General features: G+C 57.4%; 17 protein-coding genes and 1 pseudogene. 9 read left to right on the top strand and 9 right to left on the bottom strand.

Annotated elements, in window-relative coordinates:
- A pseudogene (locus tag QMX98_RS12000) lies at window positions 1-162 on the top strand (phage infection protein); the annotation flags it as partial.
- A gap of 177 nt (window positions 163-339) precedes the next feature.
- Here QMX98_RS12000 and QMX98_RS12005 read toward each other — a convergent pair.
- Together QMX98_RS12005 and QMX98_RS12010 are read right to left on the bottom strand one after the other, a co-directional pair.
- The gene (locus tag QMX98_RS12005) at window positions 340-669 is read right to left on the bottom strand and encodes a DHCW motif cupin fold protein (protein ID WP_010459253.1); all 330 of its coding nucleotides are present in this window, start codon (window positions 667-669) and stop codon (window positions 340-342) included.
- Window positions 670-817: 148 nt separating this feature from the next.
- Entirely contained in the window at window positions 818-1,672 is an 855-nt protein-coding gene (locus QMX98_RS12010) for a LysR substrate-binding domain-containing protein (RefSeq protein WP_282410804.1), read from the bottom strand.
- 103 nt (window positions 1,673-1,775) lie between these two features.
- Between QMX98_RS12010 and QMX98_RS12015 the strand changes: the two genes are divergently transcribed.
- Complete coding sequence (locus tag QMX98_RS12015; protein ID WP_169857291.1) at window positions 1,776-2,444, top strand: NAD(P)H-dependent oxidoreductase; 669 nt, start codon at window positions 1,776-1,778, stop codon at window positions 2,442-2,444.
- A 34-nt stretch (window positions 2,445-2,478) separates the two neighbouring features.
- Here the strand turns inward: QMX98_RS12015 and QMX98_RS12020 are convergent, their stop codons facing one another.
- The 6 genes from QMX98_RS12020 to QMX98_RS12045 all read right to left on the bottom strand — a co-directional run bounded on the left by QMX98_RS12020 (window position 2,479) and on the right by QMX98_RS12045 (window position 7,104).
- Window positions 2,479-2,691, bottom strand: coding sequence for a DUF2892 domain-containing protein (locus tag QMX98_RS12020; RefSeq protein WP_010459248.1), 213 nt, complete (start codon window positions 2,689-2,691; stop codon window positions 2,479-2,481).
- Between the two features lie 13 nt (window positions 2,692-2,704).
- Complete coding sequence (locus tag QMX98_RS12025) at window positions 2,705-3,124, bottom strand: DUF6691 family protein (protein ID WP_010459246.1); 420 nt, start codon at window positions 3,122-3,124, stop codon at window positions 2,705-2,707.
- Window positions 3,121-3,561 (bottom strand): YeeE/YedE family protein, encoded by a 441-nt coding sequence (locus QMX98_RS12030; protein ID WP_010459244.1) that lies wholly within the window; start codon window positions 3,559-3,561, stop codon window positions 3,121-3,123. The genes QMX98_RS12025 and QMX98_RS12030 overlap by 4 nt, the downstream gene beginning before the upstream one ends.
- A gap of 112 nt (window positions 3,562-3,673) precedes the next feature.
- Window positions 3,674-4,474 (bottom strand): sulfite exporter TauE/SafE family protein, encoded by an 801-nt coding sequence (locus tag QMX98_RS12035; RefSeq protein ID WP_282410805.1) that lies wholly within the window; start codon window positions 4,472-4,474, stop codon window positions 3,674-3,676.
- A gap of 28 nt (window positions 4,475-4,502) precedes the next feature.
- The gene (locus QMX98_RS12040; RefSeq protein WP_010459240.1) at window positions 4,503-6,173 is read right to left on the bottom strand and encodes a bifunctional protein tyrosine phosphatase family protein/NAD(P)/FAD-dependent oxidoreductase; all 1,671 of its coding nucleotides are present in this window, start codon (window positions 6,171-6,173) and stop codon (window positions 4,503-4,505) included.
- Between the two features lie 52 nt (window positions 6,174-6,225).
- Window positions 6,226-7,104 carry an MBL fold metallo-hydrolase gene (locus QMX98_RS12045; RefSeq protein WP_282410806.1) on the bottom strand — a complete coding sequence of 293 codons (879 nt, stop codon included), beginning with the start codon at window positions 7,102-7,104 and terminating at the stop codon, window positions 6,226-6,228.
- A 237-nt stretch (window positions 7,105-7,341) separates the two neighbouring features.
- On the opposite strand from QMX98_RS12045, the gene QMX98_RS12050 reads away from it, so the two are divergent.
- The 6 genes from QMX98_RS12050 (at window position 7,342) to QMX98_RS12070 (ending at window position 12,143) form a co-directional block, all read left to right on the top strand.
- Window positions 7,342-8,667 (top strand): sigma 54-interacting transcriptional regulator, encoded by a 1,326-nt coding sequence (locus QMX98_RS12050; protein ID WP_042932153.1) that lies wholly within the window; start codon window positions 7,342-7,344, stop codon window positions 8,665-8,667.
- 173 nt (window positions 8,668-8,840) lie between these two features.
- Complete coding sequence (cydP, locus tag QMX98_RS35080) at window positions 8,841-9,017, top strand: cytochrome oxidase putative small subunit CydP (protein ID WP_010459233.1); 177 nt, start codon at window positions 8,841-8,843, stop codon at window positions 9,015-9,017.
- A complete protein-coding gene (locus tag QMX98_RS12055; protein ID WP_010459231.1) occupies window positions 9,014-10,585 on the top strand; it encodes a cytochrome ubiquinol oxidase subunit I in 1,572 nt (523 codons plus the stop codon). Before cydP ends, QMX98_RS12055 begins: the two co-directional genes overlap by 4 nt.
- Window positions 10,578-11,714 (top strand): cytochrome d ubiquinol oxidase subunit II, encoded by a 1,137-nt coding sequence (gene cydB, locus QMX98_RS12060; protein WP_077750452.1) that lies wholly within the window; start codon window positions 10,578-10,580, stop codon window positions 11,712-11,714. Before QMX98_RS12055 ends, cydB begins: the two co-directional genes overlap by 8 nt.
- A gap of 22 nt (window positions 11,715-11,736) precedes the next feature.
- Window positions 11,737-11,859: a cytochrome bd-I oxidase subunit CydX gene (gene cydX / locus QMX98_RS12065; protein WP_010459227.1), complete on the top strand. Its 123-nt coding sequence runs from the start codon at window positions 11,737-11,739 to the stop codon at window positions 11,857-11,859.
- Window positions 11,856-12,143 (top strand): cyd operon YbgE family protein, encoded by a 288-nt coding sequence (locus QMX98_RS12070; RefSeq protein WP_010459225.1) that lies wholly within the window; start codon window positions 11,856-11,858, stop codon window positions 12,141-12,143. Before cydX ends, QMX98_RS12070 begins: the two co-directional genes overlap by 4 nt.
- 109 nt (window positions 12,144-12,252) lie before the next feature.
- On the opposite strand, the gene QMX98_RS12075 is transcribed toward QMX98_RS12070, so the two are convergent.
- Entirely contained in the window at window positions 12,253-12,942 is a 690-nt protein-coding gene (locus tag QMX98_RS12075) for a helix-turn-helix domain-containing protein (protein WP_010459223.1), read from the bottom strand.
- Between the two features lie 104 nt (window positions 12,943-13,046).
- On the opposite strand from QMX98_RS12075, the gene QMX98_RS12080 reads away from it, so the two are divergent.
- Window positions 13,047-13,988, top strand: coding sequence for a carbon-nitrogen hydrolase family protein (locus tag QMX98_RS12080; RefSeq protein ID WP_154911633.1), 942 nt, complete (start codon window positions 13,047-13,049; stop codon window positions 13,986-13,988).
- Window positions 13,989-14,023: the final 35 nt, after the last annotated feature.

Raw genomic sequence — 14,023 nt, forward strand, 5'->3', positions numbered from 1 at the left:
GCTGAAGGTGGTTGTGACCGTCTGATCGAAAACCGCGTCGCTGAAGGTGGTTCCGACCGTCTGATCGAAAACCGCGTCGCTGAAGGTGGTTCTGACCGTCTGATCGAAAACCGCGTCGCTGAAGGTGGTTCTGACCGTCTGATCGAAAGCCGCGCTGCCTGAATGAACGGCTTTACTGCGGCATCCAACAAGAAGCCCGGCCTGACATGCCGGGCTTTTTTACGCTCTGTTTTTACTCCGTCAAGCTCTGGACAGGCAGAACGGGCGCACAGTGCTGCCACAAACGTCCTTCGATGAGCACCTGACTCTGCAATGGGACGCTCGTGGTTGGTACCAGAGTCAATCCACGATAAACAACTTCGCGCCTGTGGTGCTGAAAGATCGATGCCCCTCAGCGTTGTTGCCCACCTGATAGCTCATCCCCGCTGTAAGCGTGAATTGGCGACCATCCTCCAGTTCCGTGTGCAACTCGCCTTCCAGGCACAACAGGATATGCCCTCTCCAGCACCAGTGATCGGCCAGATAACCAGGACTGTATTCAACCATCCGCACACGCGTCGAACCAAACTGGCAGGTTCGCCAATAGGCAGTGCCCGTCTGTCCGGCGTACTGGACAGGTTCGACAGTCGACCAATCGGTCGTACCAAAGGGAACATCCGTTAGATCCATGGGTGGCTCATCAATGACAGAGGATCTGTGGACCGTACCGCTCCAGTGGGATTCTCGATAGATACAGATGCCCCGCATTTAGGAGATACAGGCGCCCATCCAAGCTTGCAATCACTGACTCAAATGGATGCCGCTACGCCCATGCCAATCAAGCCCTGCGCGTGGAGCAATACTCCACAATGAGCTGAGTGACCGCTGCCACCATCGCCTGATCCGCTTCAGGTGAGGCGAACAGCCGACATTGCGCATCCGGCAATGCCGGCAATCCTTGTTCAGCCCCGATAACCGCCAGCCCCTGCCCCAACTGACTGAGAGGCATGGGCGCTATCGCGAAGCCTGCCAGTGCCGCCGCCCGCAACCCGGCGGTGCTGCTGCACAACATTGCCGTGCGTTGGGCGATTCCGGCCTGCGCCAGTCTCGTCAGCGCGGCTTCGCGATAAGGGCACGGCGCGGGGAACAGGGCCAGCGGCAACGGCGTCGGTAACCGGGTGACGGGTTGCGCCGACCACGCCCACACCAGCGGCTCTTGCCACAGCAGCAACCCCGCTTCGCTGGTTTCGCACAACGAACCAATGACCATGTCCAGTTGCCCTTGCTTCATCAGCGCCAGCAACGAACCGGGGATGTTCACCTGCACCTCGATTTCCATCCCGGGGTACTGCGCCGCGAAATCCTGAACAGTGCGCAGCAATCGAGACTCGACAAAATCTTCGGACAACCCGATCCGCAACCGCCCGTGAAACGGTGTGCGTGTCAGGTCAGTCCAGGCATCACGGTTCAGCGTGAGGATCGTGCGTGCGTAAGCGACCAGGCGCTCGCCATCGGCCGTCAGTTGCTGGGAACGGGTGGTACGCGTCAACAGCGGCTTACCAATCTGCTCTTCCAATCGCCGCACATGACCACTGACCGCCGACTGAGTCAGGTGCAGCTTCTGGGCGGCACGGCTGAAGCCGTCTTCATCGACGACCGTAACAAATGTCTTGAGCAGCAACGTGTCGAACATAGTTTTATTCGTGATTAATCTAGTTGGAATTTACGATTTATATTTCAAATACAACTATGTTGCAATGCGTCACCTGCCCCGCCCTCATCATTCAAGGTGTGCCATGACAACCCTTTTGCATATTCAATGCTCTCCACGCAAACAGCGCTCGGCTTCCCTTGAAGTCGCTCGCAGTTTCATTGCGCGTTATCAAGCAAACACCCCGGACACTGAAATCGTCACCCTCGACCTCTGGAGCATGGCGCTGCCGGAATTTGATGATGTGGCGATGGAGGCCAAATACGCCGGGCTCAGTGGCACGCCGTTGACCACAGCGCAACAGGAGGCCTGGAACACGTTGAAAGAACTGGCTGCGCACCTGCACCGCGCGGATGTACTGGTGATGTCCGTACCGCTGTGGAATTTCAGCATCCCGTACAAACTCAAGCACTTCATCGACCTGGTATCGCAGAAGGACATCCTGTTCAGCGTTGACCCGGAGCGCGGCCTGGAAGGCATGCTGCACAACAAACGCGCCGTGGTGATGTACGCCCGCGGCCTGGATTTTTCGGCGCAGTCGATCACACCGGCGGAGCGCTTCGACTTTCAGAAGCCCTACGTGGAAGCCTGGCTGAGATTTATCGGCGTCACGGATGTGCATTCGGTGATTGTGGAGAAAACCATCCTGGGGGAAGACGTTGACCTGCGTGCGCGTGAGGCCGCGACTCAGCAGGCCAGGCGTCTGGCAGACCGCTTCATCCCCTCCCCCGCAATAATGGCAGCAGGTATCTGAGGGTTTTGAAGCACGGCCTGCGAGACCTAACCTCTTATGGCCGTTCTCTGCTGTCCGAACAGGTCGACTGGCACGATTTGATGCCGAGCAACGTATAGACAGGGCAGAAACGGAAAATACCAGTGGCCAGCGGCACTAAACCTATCCAGCCCCATACGCCGATCACCCCGGACAGACTAAGGCCAATGAGAAGCAGACCGGCGACAATGCGCAGGGTTCGATCAATGGTTCCGACATTCGCTTTCATGGCGATCTCCCGATCAATGGTTGCGCCGGGTCTCCAGCGCAGTAAACAACAACATGCCGGCCAGCATGGCCAACATGAATAGGATTATTTGCCAGCGTCCTGTCAGCAGAATGGCCACTGCGGGGCCAGGACAAATGCCTGCTATTCCCCAGCCGATGCCAAACAACAGGCTCCCGCCAATCAGGCGTGGGTCCAACTCACGTTTGATCGGTAGCTGCATTGGCTTTCCCAGCAGCGAACTGGATTGCCGGCGTGCCCAGGTCAGCGGGCCAATGGCTATGCCGATTGCGCCGACCATGACCAACGCCAAGGAAGGGTCCCAGGCACCGGTCAGATCCAGGAAAGCGAGTACTTTGCTCGGGTTGGCCATGCCGGCCAGAAGCAGACCCAAGCCGAACAGCAGACCCGCAATGAATGCACTCAGTTTGATCATGTCCAACCTCCCAGAAGATGACGCAGGACAAACACTGTGGCGAAACCACTGAACATGAAGCACGCAGTGGCAACCATCGATCGCGGCGAAAGGCGCGATATGCCGCACACCCCATGGCCACTGGTGCAACCTGAACCGTATCGTGTGCCGATGCCCACCAATACACCGGCGACGATCAGCCCGAACCAGCCAGTTTTGAATTCGATCTGCGGCAGCGTGGCGAACAAGCCCCATAGAATCGGTGCGATGAGCAGGCCCAGGAGAAAAAGTGCTTTCTCACTCACCCCCTCGCTCCCACGCTGTAAAAGACTGCCGATCAGACCGCTGATGCCTGCGATACGCCCGTTGGCGACGACGAATAGACTGGCCGCCAAGCCAATCAGTGCGCCACCGGCAAGGGATGACCAAGGGGTGAAGTTGAGCCAGTCGACATTCATGAAGATTCTCCGGCACGAAATGGTTGATAGAGGGTGTGGATGACTGCCAATGCAGCGGGATTGCCGATGCGATCGAACACCTGCTTTGCGTCACGGCGACGTATGCACATGACTAAATAGCTTTCACTAGCAAGGCCACCGCCACCACCATGGAAACTGCGGCGAAGCCTTTTTGTAAGTGTGGACCCGCCAGCCGTGCAGCGATCAGACGCCCGCACACCATTCCGACCAATGCGCCAATGGAAAACGGAAGGGCGACCGCCCACTGCAAATGCCCGGCTGCGGAGCTTGCAGCAACGCCGGAAATGGAAACCAGCGCAATAACGGCAAGAGACGTTGCAAGCACCGACTGCGCTGTCAAATTGGTGTATCGCTGGAGTGCCGGCACCATCACAAAGCCACCGCCCACGCCGAGCAAGCCGGAAAGCCCGCCCGCGACAATGCCGGAAACGGTGAGTGCCCATGCACACGGCCCCGTCCAGTTAAGCTTTCCTCGGTTCACGTCCAATAGACAAGGCGGTGGTTTGGATGCGACGGGGGTCTTCGACTCCGTGGAGGGAGTGAGCGATCGTTGATAGACCCGGAACGCAACGTACATCAGCACGAAGGCAAACATGATCGTCAACGGAAGGTTAGGCGTGTGCTGCGCCAGCCAAAGGCCAAGTGGAGAACAGACGATCCCCGCGCCTGCAACTAAAAGCGCCGCTTTATAGCGGACGGTGCCGTTTTTGAGTCCCATTACGGCACCCAGGGTCGCGGCTAAACCGACAGCCAGTAAACCGATTGGCCCTGCCTCGGCCATGCTCAATCCCACTCCAAACACCAGTAACGGAACAGCCAGTATTCCTCCACCGGCGCCGGTCAGCGCCAGAATGACGCCAACAGTAAGCCCGAGCAGTAAGACGACGGTCATCTCAGTCTCCTTGCTTTCAGGTCTGATTTCATACGTCAGCCAACTCAGGTTTCGCCATCCACTCATGGCCCTTTAGCATTCCCTTCCAATACAGCGGTGGAAGAATCCGCTCTTTGAGCAGCCATGCCAGCCTCGATGGCCGGGTACCGTCAATCAGCCAGGATGGAAAGCTGGGGGCGACCTTGCCGCCATAGGTGAACTCAGCCAATACGATCTTGCCGCGTTCAACCGTCAGCGGGCAGGAGCCGTAACCGTCGTAATGGGCACTGCCTTTGGCTTTACCCATTGCGGCCAACACATTATGGGCAACGACGGGCGCCTGCTTGCGTGCTGCAGCCGCGGTCTTGGCGTTGCTGGTGTTGGTGGCGTCGCCCAGCGCGTGAATATTGACCCAGGTTTTATGCCGCAGAGTGGCTGGGTCGACATCAATCCAGCCCGCCGCGTCAGCGAGAGGGCTGACGCGAATGAAATCGGGTGCAATCTGCGGTGGCACCACATGAAGTAGATCGAAGTCGCGCGTAACAAGATGGGCGCTGCCATCCGGGTTGACGCAGTTGAACGTTGCAGTCCGTGCAGGCCCATTCACGCTGGTGAGTGTGTTGCCGAAATTCAGGTCGATACCATAGGCCTTGATGTATTCCATGAGTGCGGGCACGTAGTCGGGAACTCCGAACAGCACCGCGCCGGCGCTGCAAAACTCGATCTCGACTTTGTCCAATACACCGGTACGTTTCCAATGATCGGCAGATAAGTACATGGCTTTTTGCGGCGCCCCGGCACATTTGATCGGCATGGGCGGTTGCGTGAAAATGGCTCGGCCACCACGCAGTTGCTGCACCAGTTCCCACGTATAGGGGGCAAGCTGATACAGGTAGTTTGAAGTCACGCCGTTGCGGCCAAGGGTGTCCGACAAACCTTCGATTGCATGCCAATTGAGCTTGAGACCAGGGCACACGATCAGTTGCTCGTATTTGACGACTCTGCACCCATCAAGAATGACGGCATTTCTCTCGGGTTCGAAAGCGGCGACCGCCGACTTGATCCAATGCACACCGCGAGGGATGGTCGTGCCCATCGTTCGGGCAGTTTGTGGCGCATCGAAGACTCCACAGCCGACAAGTGTCCAGCCAGGCTGGTAGTAGTGCACATCGGCCGGGTCGATGATGGCAACGTCGAGTCCGGGTTCTCGTGCCAGCAAACTGGAAGCGGTCGCGATACCTGCCGCACCGCCCCCGATGATGACCACGGTATGCTGCGCCTCGGCCACTTCGACCGGCGTGCGCCCCTGATTCGCGATCCGGCGAATGACGCCTTTCATATCGAACCCGGCTTTTTTGGCGGTCTCGACGATCTGTGGCAGGGGTTGCTGGCCCGCTTGTGACAGTGCCCACATCGTTGTCGAGCGCATGCCGGAACGGCAATAGGCCAACACCGGCTTTGGCAGTGTTTCAAGGAGCTTGCCGAAGGCAATACCTTGCTCGTCAGTGACTTTGCCTGACTCAGCGGGGAGGTAGTGCGCCTCGATGCCGGCCGCTTCGGCGGCTCGTTTGATTTCGGCAAACAAGGGCTGATCACTGCCTTCGCCATCGGGACGGTTACACACGACGGTGCGAAAACCGGCTTCTTTGAGTTCAGCCAATTGGTTGGGGAAAATCTGTTCTGATACCGACAGTCCGGGCGCAAGGTGGCGAATGTCCATAAGGATCTCCGTTATGGGTATTTTTCTTATGCGTTTTCTGGGAAAGGCAACGTCAGGCGACGTTGAGCGGGATTTTCAGGTAGCGCGTTCCGTTCGCTTCAGGCTCGGGCAAGTGCCCTGCTCGCATGTTGACCTGAACCGATGGCAGGATCAGTGTCGGCATTTCCAACGATGCATCACGCTTTGTGCGCATCGCCACAAACTCCTCTTCGCTGATGCCATTACGCACATGAACGTTGTGCGCGCGCTGGTCTGCAACGGTGCTGACGAACTGCACCTCGCGGCCACCCGGCTGGTAGTCGTGACACATGTACAGCAAGGTATTGGCCGGCAGACTCAGCACCTTGTTGATTGACTGGAACAACGTGCGCGCATTGCCGCCGGGAAAGTCACAGCGTGCAGTACCGTAGTCGGGCATAAACAAGGTATCGCCAACGAAGGCAGCCGTTTCGATCCCATCGCTGATGACATACGTCATACAGGCGGGTGTATGGCCGGGTGTATGGAGCGCGTGGCATTGCAGCGTGCCAATGGCAAACGGCTCGTCATTGACGAACAGGTGATCGAACTGGCTTCCATCGCGGGCCATATCGCGACCTGTATTGAACAGCGTGCCGAACACCTCCTGCACCGTAGAAATCTGACTGCCGATCCCGGTTTTCCCACCGAGCTTTTCCTTCAGGTAGGGCGCGGCCGTCAGGTGGTCTGCGTGGACGTGAGTCTCAAGAATCCAGTCGACCTTCGCATTGAGTTCCTTCACCCTCGCAATCAACTTGTCGGCAGACGTTGTGCTGGTGTGGCCGGACTTAGGGTCGTAATCAAGTACGCTGTCGATCAAAGCGCAGTGGTGAGTCGCCTCATCCAGCACAAGATAGCTGACGGTATTGGTAGCAGAATCGAAGAATCCTTCGACGTGAAGTTTTACACTCATTGGCCTGTCTCCTTAGGGGGCTTTTACCAAGCCGCTCACATTGAGGCAGATATAGCAATAAGTCTGCCAAGCCCTACCCGCACAAATATATGCTCCTACCTATTTGATTTTATTAAGTTTATTTTTTTCAGCATGGTTTGAGTTTTTCTACATTCACCTGGATTTACTGCCATTGGCAGTGCTTGTTGACAGAGGTGGCAGTGCCACAACAGGATGGATGGATTCTCAGGAGCCACGATGAAGATTATCCTGCCCGCCCCACCCCACTCACTCCCGCACTCGGATCAAGTTCAGTCACTTGTTTCGTTTCTTGAGTACGAACCCCAGCCGATGATCGTGCTCGATCCGGACTACAACATTCTGGCTGCCAACACGGCCTATCAGCGGCAGTTTGGCAGCGCTGACAAGCCCTTTATCGGCCATAAGTGTTATCAAATCTCACACCATTACGATGTCCCCTGTGATCAGGCGGGTGAGAACTGTCCGATGAAAAAGGCGCAGGAAATGCGCGGACCGGATCGTGTTTTGCACATTCACCACACGCCTCGCGGTCCTGAGCATGTCGACGTCGAATTGCGCCCGATTCTAGATGAGCACGGTGTTATTACTGCCTATGTGGAGCGTCTGACACTGGTTCGCAGCGCATCAGCGCGGCCCAGCAACGAAGGGTTGGTCGGCCGTTCACCCGCCTTTAACCGTGCCCTGTCGGAGCTGCAGCGGGTGGCACCCTCAATGCTGCCGGTGCTGCTGCTCGGTGAGTCCGGTACGGGCAAAGAACTGTTCGCCCGCGCCGTACATGAAACCAGCGAGCGGGCCACTGGACCCTTTGTCGTCGTTGATTGCTCTGGCTTGACTGAAACGTTATTTGAGAGCGAGTTGTTCGGCCATGAAAAAGGAGCATTCACCGGTGCCACCATGCGTAAGCCTGGCCTGGTTGAAACGGCCCAGGGCGGCACGTTGTTTCTCGATGAGATTGGCGATGTTCCGCTGGCGATGCAGGTGAAACTGTTGCGCCTGATCGAATCGGGCACCTATCGCCGTGTCGGGGGTGTCGAGACCCTTCACGCTAACTTCAGATTAATAGCGGCGACCCACAAACCACTGGAAAAAATGATGGAGAAAGGTGAGTTCAGGCAGGACCTGTACTACCGCATCAGCGCCTTTCCCATTCAGTTACCTCCCTTGCGCGACCGAATTGAAGACATTGGGTTGCTGGTGAATTCATTTCTGCAACGCGCCGGTTCAGGCAAGCGCCGACTGACAATAGACGCTGATGCGCTGACGCAATTGCAGCGGTTTTCCTGGCCCGGCAATATCCGTGAGTTACGCAATGTTCTGGAAAGAGCCAGTCTGTTTGCTGACGATGGTGTGATTCGCTCCATACATTTGCCTCAGGTATCCGTGGTGGCATCTGCTCAGGCCTCTACTTCAACTGCTTTCGATGGCAGCTCGCTGGTACAGGAACTGGCTACGTTCAAAGGTACCCGCGCTGAACTGGCCAAGCACCTTGGAATTAGCGAACGTACTTTGTACAGACGATTGAAAGAACAAGGTTTGGCGTAGTAGTGAGTGCTCACACCGTAAGACTGCCAATGACTGCCAACCGTGGCAGATTGGCAGCGCACTGACCTGCCAACACATTTCACGCATCGCTGGATTATCATCTAAGCGTCTGTTTTAAAACGATAAAAACTTACTTCCCCCCCCTTGGCATGCCGTGTGCTAACTGCATAGTCATGACCATTTCCGACAAACGACTGCGACGCCATCTGCTCACAGCAGTAGTGATCAAGCTACTGGTGCTGACAGTGCTGTGGTGGCTGTTCATCCGGGATTCGCACGTCAGTGTCGACTCGAACACCATCGGAAACCGTTTCGGTGTACCCACCTCGACTCAAGGGGCAAGCAAGTGATTTCAGAACACCTGGTGGATTTGTCTCGGCTGCAGTTTGCAGCCACAGCGCTTTATCACTTTCTTTTTGTACCGCTCACGGTTGGCATGGTCTGGCTGCTGGTCATCATGGAAAGTGTCTATGTGATGACCGGTAATGTTATCTGGAAAGACATGACGCGCTTCTGGGGCAAGTTGTTCGGCATCAACTTCGCCTTGGGGGTGACTACGGGCATCACCCTGGAATTCCAGTTCGGTACCAACTGGGCGTATTACTCGCATTACGTCGGCGACATCTTCGGAGCCCCACTGGCGATCGAGGGCATGATGGCGTTCTTTCTTGAATCGACCATGATCGGCCTGTTCTTTTTTGGTTGGGATCGTCTGAAGAAAGAGCACCACTTGCTGGTCACGCTGCTGATGGCGATTGGTACAAACCTTTCAGCCTTGTGGATTCTGATCGCCAATGGCTGGATGCAGAACCCGGTGGGTTCAGAATTCAGTTACATCACCATGCGCATGGAGATGGTTGATTTTTGGGCAGTGGTTTTCAATCCGGTAGCACAGGCCAAGTTTGTGCACACCGTCTCAGCCGGCTACGTCACCGGTTCGATGTTTGTGCTGTCGATTTCCAGTTGGTATTTGCTCAAGAACCGTGATGTCGAGTTTGCCAAACGCAGTTTCCGGGTGGCGGCGGCCTTTGGTCTCGCATCAGTGCTGAGCGTGATCGTGTTGGGTGACGAGTCGGGTTACACGGTGGGTGAGGCGCAGCAAACCAAGATGGCAGCCATGGAGGCCATGTGGGAAACGAAGCCTGCTCCGGCGGGCCTGACATTGGTGGCCAGTATTAATGAAGCCGAGTCCAAAAATAACTGGGAAGTTGAAGTGCCGTGGCTGATGGGCCTGATTGGCACACGATCAGTCAGCAAGCAGATTCCAGGCATTCATGAGATCAAAGAAAAGAACCGCGCTCGTATTCTCCGAGGAATTACCGCCGTCAATGCCCTTGAAGCCGTCAGAGCCAATCGCACCGATTCGGCAGCTCTGAAGACATTCGATGAATACAAAACCGATCTGGGCTTTGGCCTGTTGCTCAAGAAGTATGTCGAGGACGTCAACCAGGCCACGCCGGCCATTATCGAAAAGGCCGTAAACGATACCGTACCGCGCGTGACACCCATGTTCTGGGGGTTCCGGATCATGGTCGCGCTAGGTTTTGCCATGCTTGTGCTCTTCGGACTTGCCTTTTGGAGCACCTTGAAGTCGACCTGCACACGACGCCGCTGGTTACTGCGTTGGGCGCTCTGCATGCTGCCTGCGCCATGGATTGCCTGCGAGCTGGGCTGGTTCGTCGCTGAATACGGCCGCCAGCCCTGGACCATTTACGGCGTGCTGCCGACCCACATGAGCGTATCCACGCTTAGCGTCAACAACCTCTATGGCTCGCTGGCGGGATTCATCGTTTTCTACACCGTGCTGCTGGTGGTTGAAATGTTCCTGATGGTCAAGTTTGCCCGTCAAGGTCCTGGCAGCCTCGGAACTGGCCGTTATGTACACGATGCCCATTTGAAGGAACTCCACCATGCTTGATTACTTCACCCTGAAAATTATCTGGTGGGCGCTGGTCGGTGTATTGCTGATCGGCTTCGCCATCATGGATGGCCACGACATGGGGGTCGGCACGCTGCTGCCCTTTGTCGGCCGCAATGACATGGAGCGGCGCGTCGTTATCAATACCGTCGGTCCGCATTGGGATGGGAATCAGGTCTGGTTCATTACTGCGGGTGGCGCATTGTTTGCGGCGTGGCCTGTGGTGTATGCCACCGCATTCAGCGGATTCTACTGGGCGATGATTCTGGTCCTCTGGGCGCTGTTCTTCCGCCCGGTGGGTTTTGACTATCGCAGCAAGATCCACAACTCCACCTGGCGCAGTACTTGGGACTGGGGACTCTTTGTGGGTGGAGCAGTGCCGCCTCTGGTCTTCGGGATTGCGTTTGGCAACCTGCTGCAAGGTGTGCCGTTCCACTTTAACGACCTGCTGGTTTCGACCTACACCGGCAGCTTCTGGCAACTGCTCAACCCCTTCGCGTTGCTCACCGGCGTTGTAAGCAGCGCAATGATCACCCTTCAAGGTGGTGCTTATCTGGCACATCGCACTGAAGGGGTTATCCAGGCGAGGGCAATCAAAGGCGGGGTGGGTGCAGCGATCGTGCTGGTGTGTTCATTTATCGTTGCCGGCATCTGGCTGCAATGGATTGATGGCTATCGCATTACATCGGTAGTTGATACGGCAGGACTGCCTGACATTCTCAGCAAGTCCGTGGTGCGCGAAGCGGGAGCCTGGATGGCCAACTATGGCCATTATCCTTTGCTGTGGCTGCTGCCCGCACTGGGATTGATCGGCGCAGCAGGTGCCGCCGTGCTGTTGATGGCGCGCCATACACTTTCAGCGTTTATTGCGTCATCGCTTTCAGTCATCGGTGTTATCTGCACGGCCGGCGTATCGATGTTTCCGTTCGTCATGCCGTCATCAACGATGCCTGCGGCAAGTCTTACCGTGTGGGACAGCGTCGCCAGTCACTTAAGCCTGGCCATCATGTTCTGGGCCGCGTTGATCTTCATGCCACTGATTGTGCTTTATACCTCGTGGGCGTATCGCGTCATGCGGGGCAAGGTCACCGTTGCACAGATCAAAGCCAACGAACATTCTGCCTATTAGTGCCGGCAAAGGAGTAATGAACATGTGGTATTTCGCCTGGATGCTGGGGGTCGGTTTTGCATTGCTACTGGCTATATTGAACGCGATGTGGGGCGAGAACGAAGTTGGCCGAGCCTTGAGCGACAACGACGAGACGCTGTCATGATGCCGCGCGTCGCTAACCCTCAACCAACCTCACACCTTCATTTGCCGAGTTTGGTGATCGCTTTAGCAATCATGCTCGCTTGCACGCTCTATCCTCCCATGATGGCCGCTCCTGACGGGAAGCCTGACCACGCGCTGGCTACAGCATTATTCGCAGCCATGAGCGTGGCCTTTGTGAAAGGTGTGGGTTTTGTCCCGCGGATGCTCGTCTGGCGCTGGCTTCTCTCAGGCTGGACTTGTTTCGTGTTACTTGCCGTTGCTGGCTGGGTAAAGTTTCTACAGTGAGGACTGACGACACGATTTGATCTGAGTCTTCAACATAAGGAACTGAGGCCGGTCAGATCATGCTCAGATCGGCCAGCGCCGCTCGCTCACTGATGGTTATTTCGCCAAGCTAACGAGTGACTGCCGCCCTCCTGGTCCCCGCAAACGCACTCGTCCCCAGCCAGCGCCACAGGTTTTCCGCGTCCTTCACCGCGCCATCCACACGCAGCTCTTGCGACTCAAGCACCTCCCGCGGTGTGCGGTCGCCCGCCCATACTTCGGTCAACGCGCGCACGCTGGAGTCCACGACCAGCGTCAGCTCGCGGCCCGGGTCATCGCGGCATAGATCCGCCACGCCCTGCTCCACCACCAGCCACCAGGCTTGCTCGCCGGGCCGCGCGTCGCGGAACGTGAACTGGATGACCACCGGTCGCGACGGAAACGTCTCAATGCGCACGAACCGCCGCACATCCCACATCAGCAGGCCGGCGTCGAGTTGGTCATCGCGCAGGCGACTGCCGATCCAGCGCGCTCCCCAGTGCCCCAGCGCCATGATGATGGGGCGCAGTTCCTCGCCCGCCGCGGTCAGGCTGTACTCCCAGACTTTGCCGGTGGCCGTGCGGTGTACGACGCCGATGTCTTCCAGATGGCGTAGCCGTTGTGCCAGCAGATTGGTGGACATTCGGGGGACGCCACGGTGCAGTTCGTTAAAGCGTTTGCTGCCGCACAGCAGCTCGCGCACCACCAACGGTGTCCAGCGCTCGCACAGGGCTTCAGCACCGCGGGCGACTGTGCAGAACTGGCCGTAGCTCTCTTCCATTGCCTGGACTCCGCAACTGCAACGCTTCACTTTTTGAACTAGCCCGGCCCCTTCGCCACGCGCACGCTCAAGCCTTCGAAAGCCAAAAGCCAATGGAGAACGCCATGACCAAGGTAGCCATCATTCAGCGCCCGCCCGTGCTGCTCGATCGCAGCGCGACGATCGCCCGGGCCGTGCAATCGGTCGCCGAGGCGGCGGCAGCAGGCGCCTCGCTGATCGTTTTGCCCGAATCGTTCATTCCCGGTTACCCGTCGTGGATCTGGCGACTGGCGGCGGGCAAGGACGGGGCTGTCATGGGCCAGTTGCACACGCGGCTGCTGGCCAACGCGGTCGATATCGCCAACGGTGATCTGGGCGAATTATGCGAAGCCGCCAGGGTTCACGCCGTGACGATTGTGTGTGGCATCAATGAATGCGACCGATCTACGGGAGGCGGCACGCTCTATAACAGCGTAGTCGTTATCGGTGCGGATGGCGCAGTGCTCAACCGCCATCGCAAGCTGATGCCGACCAATCCGGAACGCATGGTGCATGGCTTCGGTGATGCGTCCGGGTTGCGTGCGGTCGATACACCGGTCGGCCGCGTCGGTGCGCTGATCTGCTGGGAAAACTACATGCCGCTGGCGCGCTATTCCCTGTATGCCCAAGGGGTGGAGATCTATATCGCGCCCACCTACGACACCGGCGAAGGCTGGATCAGCACGATGCGGCACATTGCACTTGAAGGCCGCTGTTGGGTGCTCGGCAGCGGCACCGCGCTGCGCGGCAGTGACATTCCCGAGGACTTTCCAGCGCGTATGCAACTGTTTGCCGATCCGGACGAATGGATCAACGATGGCGACTCGGTGGTGGTCAGTCCTCAAGGCCGGATTGTGGCCGGCCCCTTGCATCGGGAGGCCGGCATTCTGTATGCGGACATTGACGTCGCACTCGTGGCGCCGGCGCGACGGGCGCTCGACGTCACCGGGCATTACGCGCGCCCTGACATTTTCGAACTGCACGTGCGGCGCTCGCCAGCGATACCGGTTCGCTACATCGACGAGTGAAGACAGGCATCCGTGCTGTATCGGCCATTGATAAA

Origin of the sequence: Pseudomonas sp. PS02303, assembly GCF_029959925.1 — a bacterium.
In the GTDB taxonomy this organism is placed as follows: domain Bacteria; phylum Pseudomonadota; class Gammaproteobacteria; order Pseudomonadales; family Pseudomonadaceae; genus Aquipseudomonas; species Aquipseudomonas mandelii.